The 14,459-nt window shown below is 64.0% G+C and carries 12 protein-coding genes; 7 read left to right on the plus strand and 5 right to left on the minus strand.

Going from position 1 to position 14,459, the window contains the following annotated elements; genetic code table 11:
* Positions 1-33 precede the first annotated feature (33 nt).
* From NGM28_RS10635 to NGM28_RS10645, 3 genes are all read left to right on the plus strand, one after another.
* Positions 34-1,452: a glutamate synthase small subunit GltD family protein gene (locus NGM28_RS10635; protein ID WP_240063935.1), complete on the plus strand. Its 1,419-nt coding sequence runs from the start codon at positions 34-36 to the stop codon at positions 1,450-1,452.
* Positions 1,453-1,691: 239 nt separating this feature from the next.
* A complete protein-coding gene (gene hemE / locus NGM28_RS10640; RefSeq protein WP_240063934.1) occupies positions 1,692-2,756 on the plus strand; it encodes a uroporphyrinogen decarboxylase in 1,065 nt (354 codons plus the stop codon).
* A 115-nt stretch (positions 2,757-2,871) separates the two neighbouring features.
* Positions 2,872-3,219 carry a NirD/YgiW/YdeI family stress tolerance protein gene (locus NGM28_RS10645; RefSeq protein ID WP_213659230.1) on the plus strand — a complete coding sequence of 116 codons (348 nt, stop codon included), beginning with the start codon at positions 2,872-2,874 and terminating at the stop codon, positions 3,217-3,219.
* 80 nt (positions 3,220-3,299) lie between these two features.
* On the opposite strand, the gene NGM28_RS10650 is transcribed toward NGM28_RS10645, so the two are convergent.
* Positions 3,300-4,541 carry an MFS transporter gene (locus NGM28_RS10650; RefSeq protein WP_252090088.1) on the minus strand — a complete coding sequence of 414 codons (1,242 nt, stop codon included), beginning with the start codon at positions 4,539-4,541 and terminating at the stop codon, positions 3,300-3,302.
* A 110-nt stretch (positions 4,542-4,651) separates the two neighbouring features.
* Here NGM28_RS10650 and NGM28_RS10655 point away from each other — a divergent pair, with 110 nt between their 5' ends.
* The 4 genes from NGM28_RS10655 to NGM28_RS10670 all read left to right on the plus strand — a co-directional run bounded on the left by NGM28_RS10655 (position 4,652) and on the right by NGM28_RS10670 (position 7,112).
* Positions 4,652-5,557, plus strand: coding sequence for a LysR family transcriptional regulator (locus NGM28_RS10655; RefSeq protein WP_252090090.1), 906 nt, complete (start codon positions 4,652-4,654; stop codon positions 5,555-5,557).
* Positions 5,558-5,609: 52 nt separating this feature from the next.
* A complete protein-coding gene (locus tag NGM28_RS10660) occupies positions 5,610-6,383 on the plus strand; it encodes a ParA family protein (RefSeq protein WP_011531785.1) in 774 nt (257 codons plus the stop codon).
* 74 nt (positions 6,384-6,457) lie between these two features.
* Complete coding sequence (locus tag NGM28_RS10665) at positions 6,458-6,766, plus strand: type II toxin-antitoxin system HigB family toxin (protein ID WP_252090093.1); 309 nt, start codon at positions 6,458-6,460, stop codon at positions 6,764-6,766.
* Positions 6,756-7,112 carry a helix-turn-helix domain-containing protein gene (locus tag NGM28_RS10670; protein ID WP_252090096.1) on the plus strand — a complete coding sequence of 119 codons (357 nt, stop codon included), beginning with the start codon at positions 6,756-6,758 and terminating at the stop codon, positions 7,110-7,112. Before NGM28_RS10665 ends, NGM28_RS10670 begins: the two co-directional genes overlap by 11 nt.
* An 18-nt stretch (positions 7,113-7,130) precedes the next feature.
* Here NGM28_RS10670 and trxC read toward each other — a convergent pair whose 3' ends face one another.
* From trxC to NGM28_RS10690, 4 genes are all read right to left on the minus strand, one after another.
* Positions 7,131-7,565, minus strand: coding sequence for a thioredoxin TrxC (gene trxC, locus NGM28_RS10675; RefSeq protein ID WP_252090097.1), 435 nt, complete (start codon positions 7,563-7,565; stop codon positions 7,131-7,133).
* A gap of 110 nt (positions 7,566-7,675) precedes the next feature.
* Positions 7,676-9,136 carry a protein adenylyltransferase SelO gene (gene selO / locus NGM28_RS10680; protein WP_252090099.1) on the minus strand — a complete coding sequence of 487 codons (1,461 nt, stop codon included), beginning with the start codon at positions 9,134-9,136 and terminating at the stop codon, positions 7,676-7,678.
* Positions 9,137-9,292: 156 nt separating this feature from the next.
* A complete protein-coding gene (mscK, locus tag NGM28_RS10685) occupies positions 9,293-12,601 on the minus strand; it encodes a mechanosensitive channel MscK (RefSeq protein WP_252090101.1) in 3,309 nt (1,102 codons plus the stop codon).
* Positions 12,602-12,638: 37 nt separating this feature from the next.
* Positions 12,639-14,381 (minus strand): potassium/proton antiporter, encoded by a 1,743-nt coding sequence (locus NGM28_RS10690; protein ID WP_011531791.1) that lies wholly within the window; start codon positions 14,379-14,381, stop codon positions 12,639-12,641.
* Positions 14,382-14,459: the final 78 nt, after the last annotated feature.

Below are 14,459 nucleotides of genomic sequence, written 5' to 3' on the forward strand. Positions count from 1 at the left end.
TAGCTTGCAGCTGCTGTTAAGAGGTTTTGAAAAATGGCTGAACGTCTGAACAACGACTTCCAGTTCATCGAAGTGGGCCGCAAGGACCCGAAGAAAAAGCTGCTGCGCCAGCGCAAGAAAGAGTTCGTCGAGATCTACGAACCCTTCAAGCCGCAGCAGTCCGTCGAGCAGGCACACCGTTGCCTGGGTTGCGGCAACCCGTATTGCGAGTGGAAGTGCCCGGTGCACAACTTCATCCCCAATTGGTTGAAGCTGGTTTCCGAAGGCAACATCCTGGCGGCGGCGGAATTGTCGCACCAGACCAACACCCTGCCGGAAGTGTGCGGCCGGGTGTGCCCGCAGGACCGCCTGTGCGAGGGGGCCTGCACGCTCAATGACGGCTTCGGCGCGGTGACTATCGGCTCGGTGGAGAAGTACATCACCGACACCGCCTTCGCCATGGGCTGGCGCCCGGACATGTCCAAGGTCAAGCCCACCGGCAAGCGCGTCGCCATCATCGGCGCCGGCCCGGCGGGCCTGGGCTGCGCCGACGTGCTGGTGCGTGCCGGCGTCACCCCGGTGGTGTTCGACAAGAACCCCGAGATCGGGGGCCTGCTGACCTTCGGCATCCCCGAGTTCAAGCTGGAAAAGACCGTGTTGAGCAATCGCCGCGAGGTCTTCACTGGCATGGGCATCGAATTCCGCCTGAACACCGAGGTGGGCAAGGACATCACCATGGAGCAGTTGCTCGCCGAGTACGACGCGGTGTTCATGGGCATGGGCACCTACACCTACATGAAGGGCGGCTTCCCGGGCGAAGACCTGCCAGGCGTGCACGACGCGCTGGACTTCCTGATCGCCAACGTCAACCGCAACCTCGGTTTCGAGAAGGCGCCGGAAGACTTCGTCGACATGCAGGGCAAGAAGGTCGTGGTGCTGGGCGGTGGCGACACCGCGATGGATTGCAACCGCACCTCGATTCGCCAGGGCGCCAAGTCGGTGACCTGTGCCTATCGCCGTGACGAAGCCAACATGCCGGGTTCGCGCAAAGAGGTGAAGAACGCCAAGGAAGAGGGCGTCAAGTTCCTCTATAACCGCCAGCCCATCGCCATCGTTGGCGAGGACAAAGTCGAAGGCGTGAAGGTGGTCGAGACCCGTCTCGGCGAGCCGGATGCCCGTGGCCGGCGCAGCCCCGAGCCGATCCCGGGCTCCGAGGAGATCCTGCCGGCCGATGCCGTGGTGATCGCCTTCGGCTTCCGCCCGAGCCCGGCGCCGTGGTTCGAGCAGTTCGATATCCGGACCGATAGCCAGGGCCGGGTGGTGGCACCGGAGAAGGGCAAGTTCAAGCACCAGACCAGCAACCCGAAAGTGTTCGCCGGTGGCGACATGGTGCGGGGCTCGGACCTGGTGGTGACGGCGATCTTCGAAGGGCGTACTGCCGCTGAAGGGATTCTGGACTACCTCGAAGTCTGATCGATCGTTCGGGCCGATTTGCGGCCCTTTTCACGGCGCAAGGCCGCTCCTACAAAGGGTCGCGTAACCCTGTAGGAGCGGCCTTGTGCCGCGAAAGGGCTGCGGAGCAGCCCCAGGTTCCGGTTTTGTATACAAAAACGTTTGATCCATGGCACCCGATAGACAAAACGCATGGCCATGGCCGTGCCTTTTGTGTCCGCGTCTGAGAAAATGCCCGCACTTTTTTTCCGGATGCCGACATGACTGCCCTGAAGAACGATCGTTTCCTGCGTGCACTGCTCAAGCAACCCGTAGACGTCACCCCGGTCTGGATGATGCGCCAGGCCGGTCGCTACCTCCCGGAGTACCGCGCCAGCCGTGCCAAGGCCGGAGACTTCATGAGCCTGTGCATGAACCCGCAGTTCGCCTGCGAGGTCACCTTGCAGCCGCTGGACCGCTACCCGCTGGACGCGGCGATCCTCTTCTCGGACATCCTCACCATCCCCGACGCCATGGGCCAGGGCCTGTACTTCGAAACCGGCGAAGGCCCGCGCTTCAAGAAGGTCATCAGTACCCTGGCGGACATCGAAGCCCTGCCGATCCCCGACCCGCAGAAGGACCTGGGCTACGTGATGGATGCGGTCAGCACCATCCGCCGCGAGCTCAACGGCCGCGTGCCGCTGATCGGTTTCTCCGGCAGCCCGTGGACCTTGGCCACCTACATGGTCGAGGGCGGCTCGTCGAAGGACTTCCGCAAGACCAAGGCCATGGCCTATGACAATCCCGAAGCCCTGCACCTGCTGCTGGACAAGCTGGCGCAGTCGGTCACCAGCTACCTCAACGGCCAGATCCTGGCCGGTGCCCAGGCGGTGCAGATCTTCGACACCTGGGGTGGCAACCTGTCGGCGGCGGCCTACCAGGAGTTCTCCCTGAGCTACATGCGCAAGATCGTCAGCGGCCTGATCCGCGAGCACGAGGGGCGCAAGGTGCCGGTCATTCTCTTCACCAAGAACGGTGGCTTGTGGTTGGAAAGCATCGCCGAGGCCGGCGCCGACGCGCTGGGCCTGGATTGGACCTGTGAGATCGGCGATGCCCGCCGTCGCGTCGGTGACAAGGTGGCGCTGCAGGGCAACATGGACCCGACCGTGCTGTACGCCAAGCCCGAGGCCATCCGCAAGGAAGTGGCGCGGATCCTGGCCAGCTATGGCAAGGGCAGCGGCCATGTGTTCAACCTGGGCCACGGCATCACCCCAGAGGTCGACCCGGAGCATGCGGGCGTGTTCATCAACGCGGTGCACGAGCTGTCGGCGCAGTACCACCCGTAATCGCGCGTTACACGAGAAGCCCGGCCATGTGCCGGGCTTTTTTGTTGCATTAAGTTTGAATTCAGCGATCGTCGGTAATCTGGGGCCATCGAAACGCAAACAGGACCCGATCACCATGAAAGCCCGTTACCTGCCCCTGATCCTCGCCCCACTGTTCAGCACTGCCGCCCTGGCCGCCGGCTACACCGGCCCTGGTGCCCAGGCCGTGACCACTGTCGCCGCCGCCAAAGAAGCTGCCGATGATACCCCAGTGGTGCTGCAAGGCTTCGTGACCAAGAAGATCGACAACGACGACAAGTACGAATTCAAGGACAACACCGGCACCATCACCGTCGAGATCGACAACGAAGACCTGCCGCCAACGCCATTCAATGAGAAGACCCGGGTCAAGCTGACCGGCGAGGTGGAGAAGCACCTGATGAGCCGTGAGGTGGATGTGGATATCGTCGAGATCATCAACTGACCAGCCGATTGTTCGCCGGCAAGCCGGCTCCTACAGGATGGATGCGCTCCCTGTAGGAGCCGGCTTGCCGGCGAACAATCTCACGCGGACTTGGGCGCCAGCTTGCTCAGGTGCAGCGCCACCAGCAACGCCATCGCCAGCAGGCTGCCGATGAACAGCCCGATGCCGTTCCATCCGGCCATGTGCCAGAACATTCCGCCCGCTGTCCCGGCGATACTCGACCCGGCGTAATAGCAGAACAGGTAAAGCGACGATGCCTGCCCCTTGGCCTTGAGTGCCCGGCGGCCGATCCAGCTGCTGGCCACCGAATGTGCACCAAAGAAACCGAAGGTGAACACCAACATGCCGACGATGATCATCGCCAGCGGGTTGGCCAGGGTCATCAATAAACCTCCCGCCATCACCAGGATACTGGCCCAGAACACCCGGCGCCGGCCCAGCTTGTCAGCCAGGGCGCCGACCTGCGCCGAACTGTAGATCCCCGACAGATACACCACCGAAAGCAACCCGACGAGCGCCTGGTTCATGTGGTAAGGCCCGGCCAGCAGACGGTAGCCGATGTAGTTGAACAGGGTGACGAAGGCGCCCATCAGCAGGAAGGCCTCAAGGAACAAACAGGGCAGCCCGGCATCCTTGAAGTGCAGGGTGAAGCCGTCCAGCAGACTGCGCGGGTTCATCGCCTGGGGGCGGAAGTTGCGCGATTCGGGCAGCACCTTCCAGAACACCAGGGCCGCCACCAGCGCCAGGCCACCGATCACCAGCATCGCCGTGTGCCAGCTGACGAAGTCGATCAGCACACCCGTGATCAACCGCCCGCTCATGCCGCCGATGGCATTGCCGCCGATATACAGCCCCATGGCCAGGCCGATGTGCTGCGGGTGGATTTCCTCGCTCAGGTAGGTCATCGCCACCGCCGCCAGGCCGCTCAACGACAAACCCACCAGCGCGCGCGTCGCCAGCACCAGCTCCCAACTGGGCATCACCGCACTGGCCAGGGTGGACAGGGCGGCGCACAACAGGGCGAAGACCATCACCGGCTTGCGCCCGATACGGTCGGAAATCGTCCCGGTGATCAGCAACCCGAAGGCCAGCATCGCGGTGGATACCGACAGCACCAGGCTGCTCTGCGCCGCATTGATGGAGAACTCTTGCGACAGCAACGGCATCATCGGCTGCACGCAGTACAGCAGGGCGAAGGTGGCGAAGCCGCCGCTGAACAGGGCCAGCACGGTCTTCATGAAGGCGGGGGTGCCTTTCTCGATCCAGATGTCGCTAAAGGCAGGTTCGGGTTCGACAGACAGGGGCGCTACGGCGGATCTCACGGGCGGGTACCTCAGGTGCTGCGGTGAAAAAAGCATATAGCTGGCTAATGATTAGATCCAATATATTGTTCGACCTGTTTGATATGTCTTGCGACCTATTGGAGTCGATCATGGAACTGCGTCACCTGCGCTATTTCATCGCCGTGGCCGAAGAGCTGCATTTCGGTCGCGCAGCCCAGCAACTGGGGATCTCACAACCGCCCTTGAGCCAGCAGATCCAAGCCCTGGAGCAGGAGCTGGGGGCGCGCCTGTTCGAGCGCACCAACCGTCGGGTCGAGCTCAGCGAGGCGGGGCGGCTGTTCCTGGAGGAAGCGCGGCAGGTGCTCGCCCAGGTGGAGAAGGCCGCCGACGTGGCCCGGCGTGCGCAGTTGGGCGAACTGGGTGAGATGAAGATCGGGTTCACTTCTTCGGCACCGTTCACTTCGCGCATCCCCCGGGCAATCCATGCCTTCCGTCAGCGTTACCCGTCCGTGCACCTCAACCTCAAGGAGATGAGCAGCCGTGAGGTGGTGGACGCGGTGTTCGACGAATCCATCGAGATCGGCTTGATGCGGCCGATGTCGCTGCCGGAAGGTATCGTCCGTACCGAGCTGTTCCGCGAGCCCCTTGTGGCGGTGCTCAATGCCTCGCACCCGTTGGCTGAGGGCAGCGAGCAGGGGTTGTACATGCGGGCGCTGGCCCATGAGCCATTCGTGTTCTTCCCGCGCAGCTACGGCAGTGGTCTGCATGCCCAGTTGCTGAGCCTGGCGCGCGAGGCCGGTTTCAGCCCTCATTTCGCCCAAGAGGCCGGGGAGGCAATGACCATCATCGGGCTGGTCTCGGCGGGGCTCGGGGTATCGATACTGCCGGCCTCGTTCCAGCGCATGCGCATTGATGGCGTGGTTTACCGCACATTGCTCGACGATGCGGCGACGACTGCGGTGTGGTTGGTGCGCCGTGCTGCGCAGGCCTCGGCCATGGCCAATGCGTTCGTTGCGTTGCTGGCGGGGTTGGAGGAGCCCAAAGGTGCTGGCTAAACCATTGCGCTGGCCACATACTCGGGCATTCGTTGATACACGGAGGTCTGTCATGCGGCGCGTGGTGTTCAATCAGAAAGGTGGCGTGGGCAAGTCGAGCATTGCCTGCAATCTGGCTGCGGTGAGCGCCAGCGAGGGCTACCGGACCCTGCTGATCGACCTGGATGCCCAGGCCAACTCGACCCAGTACCTGACCGGCCTGACCGGCGACGACATTCCCATGGGCATCGCCGACTTCTTCAAGCAGTCGCTGTCCAGCGGGCCGTTCGCCAAGAAGAACAAGGTCGACATCTATGAAACCCCCTTCGACAACCTGCACGTGGTCACCGCCACGGCGGAGCTGGCCGACTTGCAGCCCAAGCTCGAGGCCAAGCACAAGATCAACAAGCTGCGCAAACTGCTGGAAGAGTTGGACGAGGACTACGATCGTATCTACATCGATACCCCGCCAGCCTTGAACTTCTATGCGGTTTCCGCGTTGATCGCCGCTGATCGCGTATTGATCCCCTTTGACTGCGACAGCTTCTCGCGCCAGGCGCTGTACGGCCTGCTGGCAGAGATCGACGAGCTGAAGGACGACCACAACGAAGAACTGGTGGTCGAGGGCATCGTGGTCAACCAGTTCCAGTCACGCGCCAGCCTACCGCAGCAGATGCTCGACGAACTGCTGGCCGAAGGCCTGCCGGTGCTGCCTGTTTACCTCGGAAGCTCGGTGAAGATGCGCGAGTCCCACCACGCCAGCCTGCCGCTGATTCACCTGGAGCCGCGGCACAAGCTGACCCAGCAGTTCGTCGAATTACATGACTTGCTGGAGCGCTCTGCCTGAACCGGGCACGGTAGCGTACTTGCGGTTCTGACCTTGGATGCCTAGTATTCTCCCAAAAAGGGAGAACCAGGCTGGTGCGAGTCATTGCGAAGCGAACGCTGGTCAGGCTTTGGGAGGTCCCGGGGTGCGAAGATGCCAAGGCACCCTTGGAAAGCTGGCATGACCTGGTGCTCAAGGCAGATTGGCGCTCCCCCCAGGATGTGAAAGCGCAGATCGGTAATGCAAGCATCTGCGCCAACAATCGTGTTGTCTTCAACATTGGGGGTAACAAGTACCGGCTCGTTGTGGAAATGCAGTACCGGGCCGGTATCGCCTGGGTGAAGTTCGTCGGCACGCACAAGCGGTATGACGAGATCGACGTGGAGACGATCAATGAATATTAAGCCCATCCGTAATGATGATGACCTTCAAGCCGCGTTCCGGCGTTTGGAAGCCATTTTTCAGGCTGAGCCCGGGACGCCGGAAGCAGATGAAATGGAAGTGCTTGTGACATTGATCGAGGTCTACGAGAACAGGCACTACCCTATTCACCCGGCCAACCCGATTGACGCCATCAAGTTCTGCATGGACCAGCAAGGTCTTACACCGCGTGATCTTGAGCGGTATATAGGGCCGAGTGGACGCGTTTCCGAGGTGTTGAACGGCAAGCGCGGCCTGAGCCTCACAATGATCAAGCGTCTGCATGATGGTTTGAGAATTCCTTACGAGTCGCTCTTGGCCAGCGCCTGATTCCTTTCGTAAGCACGTCTAGACACCCTGGCCGCGCAACCATTCCAGCAGCGACTGGAGCGGGAAGGCGCCGGCCTGGCGCGTTACTTCGCGGCCATTCCTGAACAGGATCAGGCTGGGGATCGAGCGGATGCCGAGTTGCCCGGCGAGGTTACGGTTGGCCTCGCTGTCGAGCTTGGCCAGGCGGCAGCGGCCGGCCAGCTGGCGCGCAGCCTGTTCGAAGGTCGGGGCGAAGCTTTTGCATGGGCCGCACCAGTCGGCCCAGACATCCAGTAACAACGGCAGGTCGCCCTTGATCTGGGCGGCGTAAGTGCTTTCGGTCAGTTCGAAGGGGCGGGCGAGCAGCACCTCCTGTTTGCAGCGGCCGCATTTCGGGTTGTCGCCCAGGCGCTCGGTGGGCAGGCGATTGAGGCCGTTGCAGTGGGGGCAGGGGATTACCAGGGGTTCGGACATGGGGGCTCCAGTTGACTTGGGCGTGTGGGCCGTTCGCCGGCAAGCCGGCTCCTACCGGGAATGCGCTGCACCTGTAGGAGCCGGCTTGCCGGCGAACCAGGGTTTCATGTTCATGAAGAGCAGCTGATCTCCAGGTGCTTGCCCCACTCCGGCGGCCGCTCGGCATAGGCCTGCATCCCGGGCTGTTCTTCGAACGGCTTGCTCAGCACCTGGTGCAGGCGCCGCACTTCACTGTAGTCACCGGCTTCGGCTGCTTCGATAGCTTTCTGCGCCAGGTAGTTGCGCAACACATACAGCGGATTGACCGCCTGCATCCGCTCGCGCCGTCCGTCGGCATTACCAGGCTCGCGCTCGCAGCGGGCCAGGTACTCGACGCCCCAGGCATCGAACCCGGCCAGGTCGACGAAATCGTCACGCACCACCTTCAGTGCCTCCGCCACCGGACGCTCGCCCAGCTTGCGGAAGAACAGCGTGTAGTCCACACCGCCACTCTGCATGCGCTGCAGCAGGCGCTCCACCAGCGCCATGTCGTCGTCTTCGGCCGTGGTCAAACCCAGGCGGCGGCGCATCAGGTCGAGGTAGTGCGCCTGGTACAGCGGCAGGAACAAGCCCAGCGCCTCTTTAAGCGACTCTACCTCGATCACCGTGGTCAGGGCCTGGGCCAGGGCGCTCAGGTTCCAGTGGGCGATCGGCACCTGGTTGGCGTAGCTGTAGCGGCCCCGGTCGTCGGAATGGTTGCAGATGAAGTTGGCGTCGAAGTCGTCGAGGAAGGCGTAGGGGCCGAAGTCGAAGGTGATACCCAGGATCGACATGTTGTCGGTGTTCATCACCCCATGGCAGAAACCATACGCCTGCCAGCGGGCGATCAGCTCGGCGTTGCGTTCGACGATGGTGCGGAACATCGCCAGATAGGGCTGTTCGTCGTCCCGGCACTCGGGGAAGTGCTGCTCGAGCACATGGTCGATCAGCACCCGCTGCTGTTCCGGCTGCTGGGTGTAGTAGAAGTACTCGAAGTGCCCGAAGCGCACATGGCTGTGGGCCAGGCGCAGCAGCATGGCAGCGGTTTCGCGGGTTTCGCGCCACACCGTGGCGCTGGAGCCGATCACGCACAGCGCGCGGCTGCTGGGGATGCCGAGCGCGTGCAGGGCCTCGGAGGCGAGGAATTCGCGGATTGAAGAGCGCAGCACGGCACGGCCGTCACCCATCCGCGAGTACGGGGTCTGGCCGGCGCCTTTGAGGTGCAGGTCCCAGTGCTCGCCGGCGTCGTTGCGCACCTCGCCCAGCAGCAGGCCGCGGCCGTCGCCCAGGCGCGGGTTGTAGGAGCCGAACTGGTGGCCGGAATAGACCATGGCGCGCGGGTCGGCCTCTTCCCAGAGCTTGTGCCCGCTGAACAGCTCGGCGAACACCGGCAGGTCGGCCTGGGCCGGGTCGAGGTCGAGCAGGGCCATGGCCGCTTCACTGGCCACGACCAGGCGCGGGTCGGCGATCGGGTCGGGCAGGACCTGGGTGGAGAAGGCGTCGCCGAGGCGGGCGAAGCGGTTGTCGAAGACGAGTTGGTCGAGGGACTTCACGGGGCCTGCTCCTGGGTGGCGGTGCCATGGGGCCGCTTTGCGGCCCTTCGCCGGCAAGCCGGCTCCTACCGGTGGGCGGTGTAGGGGCCGGCTTGCTGGCGAACGAGGGCAAAGCCCTCGCGGCGAATGTGCACAGGATAAAGTATTCGGGCGTTCTCAGGCCGACGCCGTGCCATCCGGCTTCGGCTGCTCCATCGGGATCAGTTGCTGCTTGCCGCCCTTCTGGTCCATCAGGAACACCTCCACCTGGCGCACCGAGATCTTGATGTCGTGCGCCTTGAACTCGCGGTTGATGTAGCGGTTCAACTCGTCCAGGGTCGGGTTGCGGTCGCCCAGGTCACGCACGTGCATGCGCAACTCGTGGTCCAGCGAGCTCTCGCCGAAATTGAGGAAGTACACGAGCGGCTCGGGGTCCTTCAGTACCCGTGGATTCTCATGGGCGCCCTTGAGCAGGATATCGCGCACCAGGTCCAGGTCAGAACCGTAGTCGATGCCCAGCTTGAGCGTCACCCGGGTGACTGTGTCGGTCAGCGACCAGTTGATCAGCTGGCCGGTGATGAAGGTCTTGTTGGGGACAATGATGTCCTTGCGGTCGAAGTCGGTGATGGTGGTGGCGCGGATGCGGATCTTGCTCACCGTGCCGGACAGGTTGCCGATGGTGATGGTGTCGCCGATCCGTACCGGGCGTTCGAACAGGATCATGATGCCGGAGATGAAGTTGGCGAAGATTTCCTGCATGCCGAAGCCCAGGCCCACCGACAGCGCCGCCACCAGCCACTGCAGCTTGTCCCAGCTGACGCCAAGGGTCGACAGGGTGCTGACGATACCCACGCCGACGATGGTGTATGACAGCAGCGTGGTGGTGGCGTAGGCGCTGCCCTGGGCCAGGTTCAGGCGCGACAGCACCAGCACCTCCAGCAGGCCCGGCAGGTTGCCGGCCAGGGCGAAGGTGATGCCGACGATCACCAGCGCGCCAAGCAGGTCGCCGAGGCTGATTGGCACCATGCTGGCGGCGGCGCCGGTGCCGCTGGTGTATTCGTACAGGGTGAAGTTGTTGAGGTAGGAGAACACGCTGATCAGGTCCGCCCACACCCAGTACAGGCCGGCAATGAAACCGCCCAGCAGGGCCAGGCGGATCAGGCGCAGGGACTGCTGGTTGACCTGCTCGATGTCCAGGGTCGGTTCTTCGGTCACCACTTCGCCGTCCAGCCCTTCCTTGGCCGCCTGGCGCTTGCTCAGGGCGCGCTGGTAGGCCAGGCGCCGCGCCGCCACCGACAGGCCACGCACGAACGCGGCCTCGATCACCAGCCAGAACAGCAGCAGGTAGAGGGTGTAGATCAGCCGGTCGGTGAGCTTGAGGGCGGTGTAGTAGTAGCCGAAGCACACCGCCACGAACAGGGCGATGGGCAGGGCGGTGAAGGCCACCCCGACCGCCTTGCGAAACAGCGAGGTGTTGCGGTGCGCCGGGCTGCTCAGCAGCAGGCGGCTGAGCAGCCAGGCCATCAGTGCGTAGCAGGTCAGCACCACGCCGATGCCCAGCACGTCGTCGGCCAACGCCGACGGCTGGTGCTCGGCCACCGCCACCACGCCCACCAGGGCCAGCACCACGGTGCCCAGGCGGCGTACCCAGCCGCGCAGGAATTCGACCTGGGGCTTGTGCCAGCGGAAGTGGATCTCCGCCACGCCGCCGGGGGCGAGGATGCGGTAGGCGGTGTAGAACACCAGCCAGGCCTGGGCGATCTGCCAAAGCGCGGCGCCCAGGTTGGCGTTCTGGCCGCGGGCGTCGATCTGCAGCGCGTAGCTGCCCAGGGCCAGGGCCAGGGCCACCGGCATGGCCAGGAGGATGTTGATCAGGATCGCCTGGGGCGTGTGCCATTGGCTGTCGCGCTTGAAGTGACCGATGTCCTGGTGGACCTTGCCCAGGCGCTGGTACAGGTCCTTGCGCCGCCACAGCAACGCACCGATCACCAGCAGCAAGGGCAGGAACAGCAGTGGGCGCTGGCTCAGGCCATCGCCCAGCTCCTTGACCCCCGAGCCCCAAGGCAGGCTGGCGACCTGCTCGGCCAGGCGCTCGGGCACGTAGCGCAGCCACTCCCAGTCCAGCGGCTTGTTGCTGGGGATCCAGAACATCTGTTCTTCAAGGGTGGTGCGCAGGTTCTGCGCAGTGCCCAGCAGCTGCTTCTGGTTCAGTTGCAGGGTGATCGACTCGTTGAGCAGCGCCGAGAGTTCGCGGTTCAGGCGCTCGAGCAGGTCGGCGCGGGTAATCGCCACTTCCAGCAAGGCCTTGCGCAGCGCCGGGGTGACGTCTTCCTGGGGTTGGCTGGCCAGCAGGCGGTCCACGTAGCTGGACGGGCTGCTCATCTGCTCGCGCTGCTGGTTGATCTCGAACTGGTACAGGCGGATGTCGGCGATCTGGTCGGCCAGGTCGCGGTCGACCTTCAGGTGCGGCAGGGCCTGTTTCTGCTTGTAGAGGATCTTCGACAGCAGCAGGCTGCCCTTGAGCACGTTGATCTGCTCGTCCAGGGCCTGGTCGGCTTGGGTGAGGCTGTCGAGCTGCTGCTTGGTGCGCAGGTTCTGTTGCGTGAGTTCGTTGAGACGGTCAGTGCTCTTGAGCAGGTAGTCGGACAGCTTGAGGTTGGCCGAACTCTCGGTTGCCAGCAGGCTGCTGCCGCCGGCCTTCTGTGCCTCGATCGACTGCTGGGTGACGGCCTGCTGGGACTGGGCCAGGCGCTTGTCGTTGATCAGCGTCTGCAGGTCCTGGATTTCCTGCTCCAGACGGGCGGCGCGCTCGATCAGCAGGTCGTGCTGGGCGTTGCCCAGGTCCTGTAGCAGGCTGTTGCCGGCCAGTTCCTGGCGGCGCAGCAGGGTGAGGGCGTTGAGCGAGGCAAGCTCGGCGTTGAACTGGTTGCGCTGGTCGGTGTTGAGGGGCTTGCCGTTGTCCTTGCCAGCCTTGAGCGCGTTGTTGATCTGCTGGGCGCGGGTCTGGTTGTTGCTGATCTCGGCCTGGGCCCGCTCGGGGCGGGTCTGCGAGTTGATGATCAGGCTGTTGGCCTCGGACAGTGCCTTCTGTAGCTCGCCCTGCTGTGTGCTGCGCTCGCTGAGCATCTGCTCCAGCTGCGGCACGCCCAGGTTGGCGAAGCGCTGGGCCACGGGCGGCGCCTTGCTGTCCTTGAGCTTGGCCAGTTCACGCTGGCTGTCGCGGGTCTGTTGCGGGGCGTCGGCCAGCTGCTGCTTGAGGGCGGCCAGCTTCTTCTCGCTGTCGTCCTTGTTGGCGAGCAGGGCGAGGGTTTGCTCCAGCACCTGCTGCAGGGCTTTCTGCTCGGTTTCGGGCAGTTTGCGCTCGGCAATCTTGTCGAGGCTGTTCTGGATGCTGGCGGTGGTCGGGGTCTCGGCGGCCGTGGCGGCGAACGAGAGGGCGAAGCACAGCCCGATCAGGGCTGTGCGCAAATACACGCGCAGGGACATAGGCAGACTACTTGCAAACCAAGGCAGAGAACGGAGTTTAGAGGAACAACCCAGGGCCGGGTCGAGTACCTTCGGGGAATCTGACGCCGACTTTCTGGATCTTGTTCCCGTCCATGACCGCGACGGTCCAGATCGTGCCGTGCCATTCGATCTGGTCGCCTACTACTGGCGCGCCTCCGACCTTCTGTCGGATGAACTGCGCCAGCGGCATTTTCGCGTCCAGGCCGTCGAGTTTCAGGCCATAAAGCGCGGCCACCGCGCCCAGCTCGGCATCGCCTTCGAGGACGAAGTCGCCGAAGAAACGCAGGTCCAGGCCACGCTGTGGTGCCTGGCTGAACAGTTTGCCCAGGGCTGGCAAGTTGTGTTCGTGGCCGATCACGCAGAGCATGTCGCCGACTTCCAGCACGGTACTGCCCGAAGGGTGCAGCAGCTGCTCTTTGCGGAACAGCGCGGCGATGCGCGTGCCCTCGGGCATCTTCAGCTCCCGCAGGGCCGCGCCGATGCACCACTTCTCGGCACCCAGGCGGTAGACGAACAGCTCCCACTCGCTGGTGACATGCACCTCGAGCGCAGAGCGGGAGATCGGTGCCGGGTCCGGTGGCACGGTGACTTTCAGCAGCTTGGCCATCCACGGCAGGCTGGTGCCCTGCACCAGCAGCGACACCAGGACGATGAAGAACGCCAGGTTGAAGAACAGCTGGGCGTCCGGCAGGCCGGCCATCAGTGGGAACACCGCCAGGATGATCGGTACCGCGCCGCGCAGGCCGACCCAGCTGATGAAGCCTTTCTCGCGGCCATGGAAGGCCTTGAAGGGCAGCAGGGCGGCGACCACCGACAGCGGTCGGGCGAACAGGATCATCCACAGCGCCAGGCCCAGGGCTGGCAGGGCGATGGGCAGCAGGTCGTGGGGTGTGACCAGCAGGCCCAGCACCAGGAACATGCCGATCTGCGCCAGCCAGGCCATGCCGTCGAGCATGTGCAGGATGCCGTGGCGGCTGCGGATCGGCTTGTTGCCCAGTACCAGGCCGCACAGGTAGACGGCGAGGAAACCACTGCCGTGCAGGGCGTTGGTCAGGGAGAACACCACCAGGCCGCCAGCCACCACCAGGATCGGGTAGAGGCCGCCGGCCAGGTTGATGCGGTTGACCAGTTGCAGCATCAGCCAGCCGCCACCCAGGCCCATCAGCCCGCCGATGCCGAACTCGCGCAGCAGGTGGGTCAGCAGGCTCCAGTGCAGGCCGGTCTGGCCGCTGGCGATCATGTCGATCAGGGTGACGGTGAGGAACACCGCCATGGGGTCGTTGCTGCCCGACTCGATCTCCAGCGTGGCGGTGACCCGCTCGTTCAGCCCCTTGCCGCCTAGCAGTGAGAACACCGCCGCGGCGTCGGTGGAGCCGACGATGGCGCCGATCAGCAGGCCCTGGATCAGGCTCAGGTCGAACAGCCAGGCGGCGACCATGCCGGTCAGCCCGGTGGTGATCAGCACGCCCACCGTGGCCAGCGACAACGCCGGCCACAGGGCCACGCGGAAGCTCGCCACCCGCGTGCGCAAGCCACCGTCGAGCAGGATTACCGCCAGTGCCAGGTTGCCCACCAGGTAGGCGGTCGGGTAGTTGTTGAAAATGATGCCGCCACCATCGACCCCGGCGAGCATGCCGACCGCGAGGATGATGACGAGAATAGGGATGCCCAGGCGCGATGACAGCGAGCTGACCAGGATACTTGCCCCCACCAGCAAGGCGCCGATCAGGAACAGGCTGTTGATGGTGCTCGCATCCAAAGGCGGTACTCCGGGATATCGCAGAGAAAGGGACCTGCTGCGTGAACTAGCAGGTCGCGTGCCAATCGATTCTAACCT

Source organism: Pseudomonas sp. MWU13-3659, assembly GCF_023757525.1.
Classification (GTDB): domain Bacteria; phylum Pseudomonadota; class Gammaproteobacteria; order Pseudomonadales; family Pseudomonadaceae; genus Aquipseudomonas; species Aquipseudomonas entomophila_E.

Coding starts and splice junctions, on each gene's coding strand:
- NGM28_RS10645 (WP_213659230.1), top strand. CDS start 2,872: ATGAAAGCCCGTTACCTGCCCCTGATCCTCGCCCCACTGTTCAGCACT.
- NGM28_RS10655 (WP_252090090.1), top strand. CDS start 4,652: ATGGAACTGCGTCACCTGCGCTATTTCATCGCCGTGGCCGAAGAGCTG.
- hemE (WP_240063934.1), top strand. CDS start 1,692: ATGACTGCCCTGAAGAACGATCGTTTCCTGCGTGCACTGCTCAAGCAA.
- mscK (WP_252090101.1), bottom strand. CDS start 12,601: ATGTCCCTGCGCGTGTATTTGCGCACAGCCCTGATCGGGCTGTGCTTC.
- NGM28_RS10670 (WP_252090096.1), top strand. CDS start 6,756: ATGAATATTAAGCCCATCCGTAATGATGATGACCTTCAAGCCGCGTTC.
- trxC (WP_252090097.1), bottom strand. CDS start 7,565: ATGTCCGAACCCCTGGTAATCCCCTGCCCCCACTGCAACGGCCTCAAT.
- NGM28_RS10660 (WP_011531785.1), top strand. CDS start 5,610: ATGCGGCGCGTGGTGTTCAATCAGAAAGGTGGCGTGGGCAAGTCGAGC.
- NGM28_RS10635 (WP_240063935.1), top strand. CDS start 34: ATGGCTGAACGTCTGAACAACGACTTCCAGTTCATCGAAGTGGGCCGC.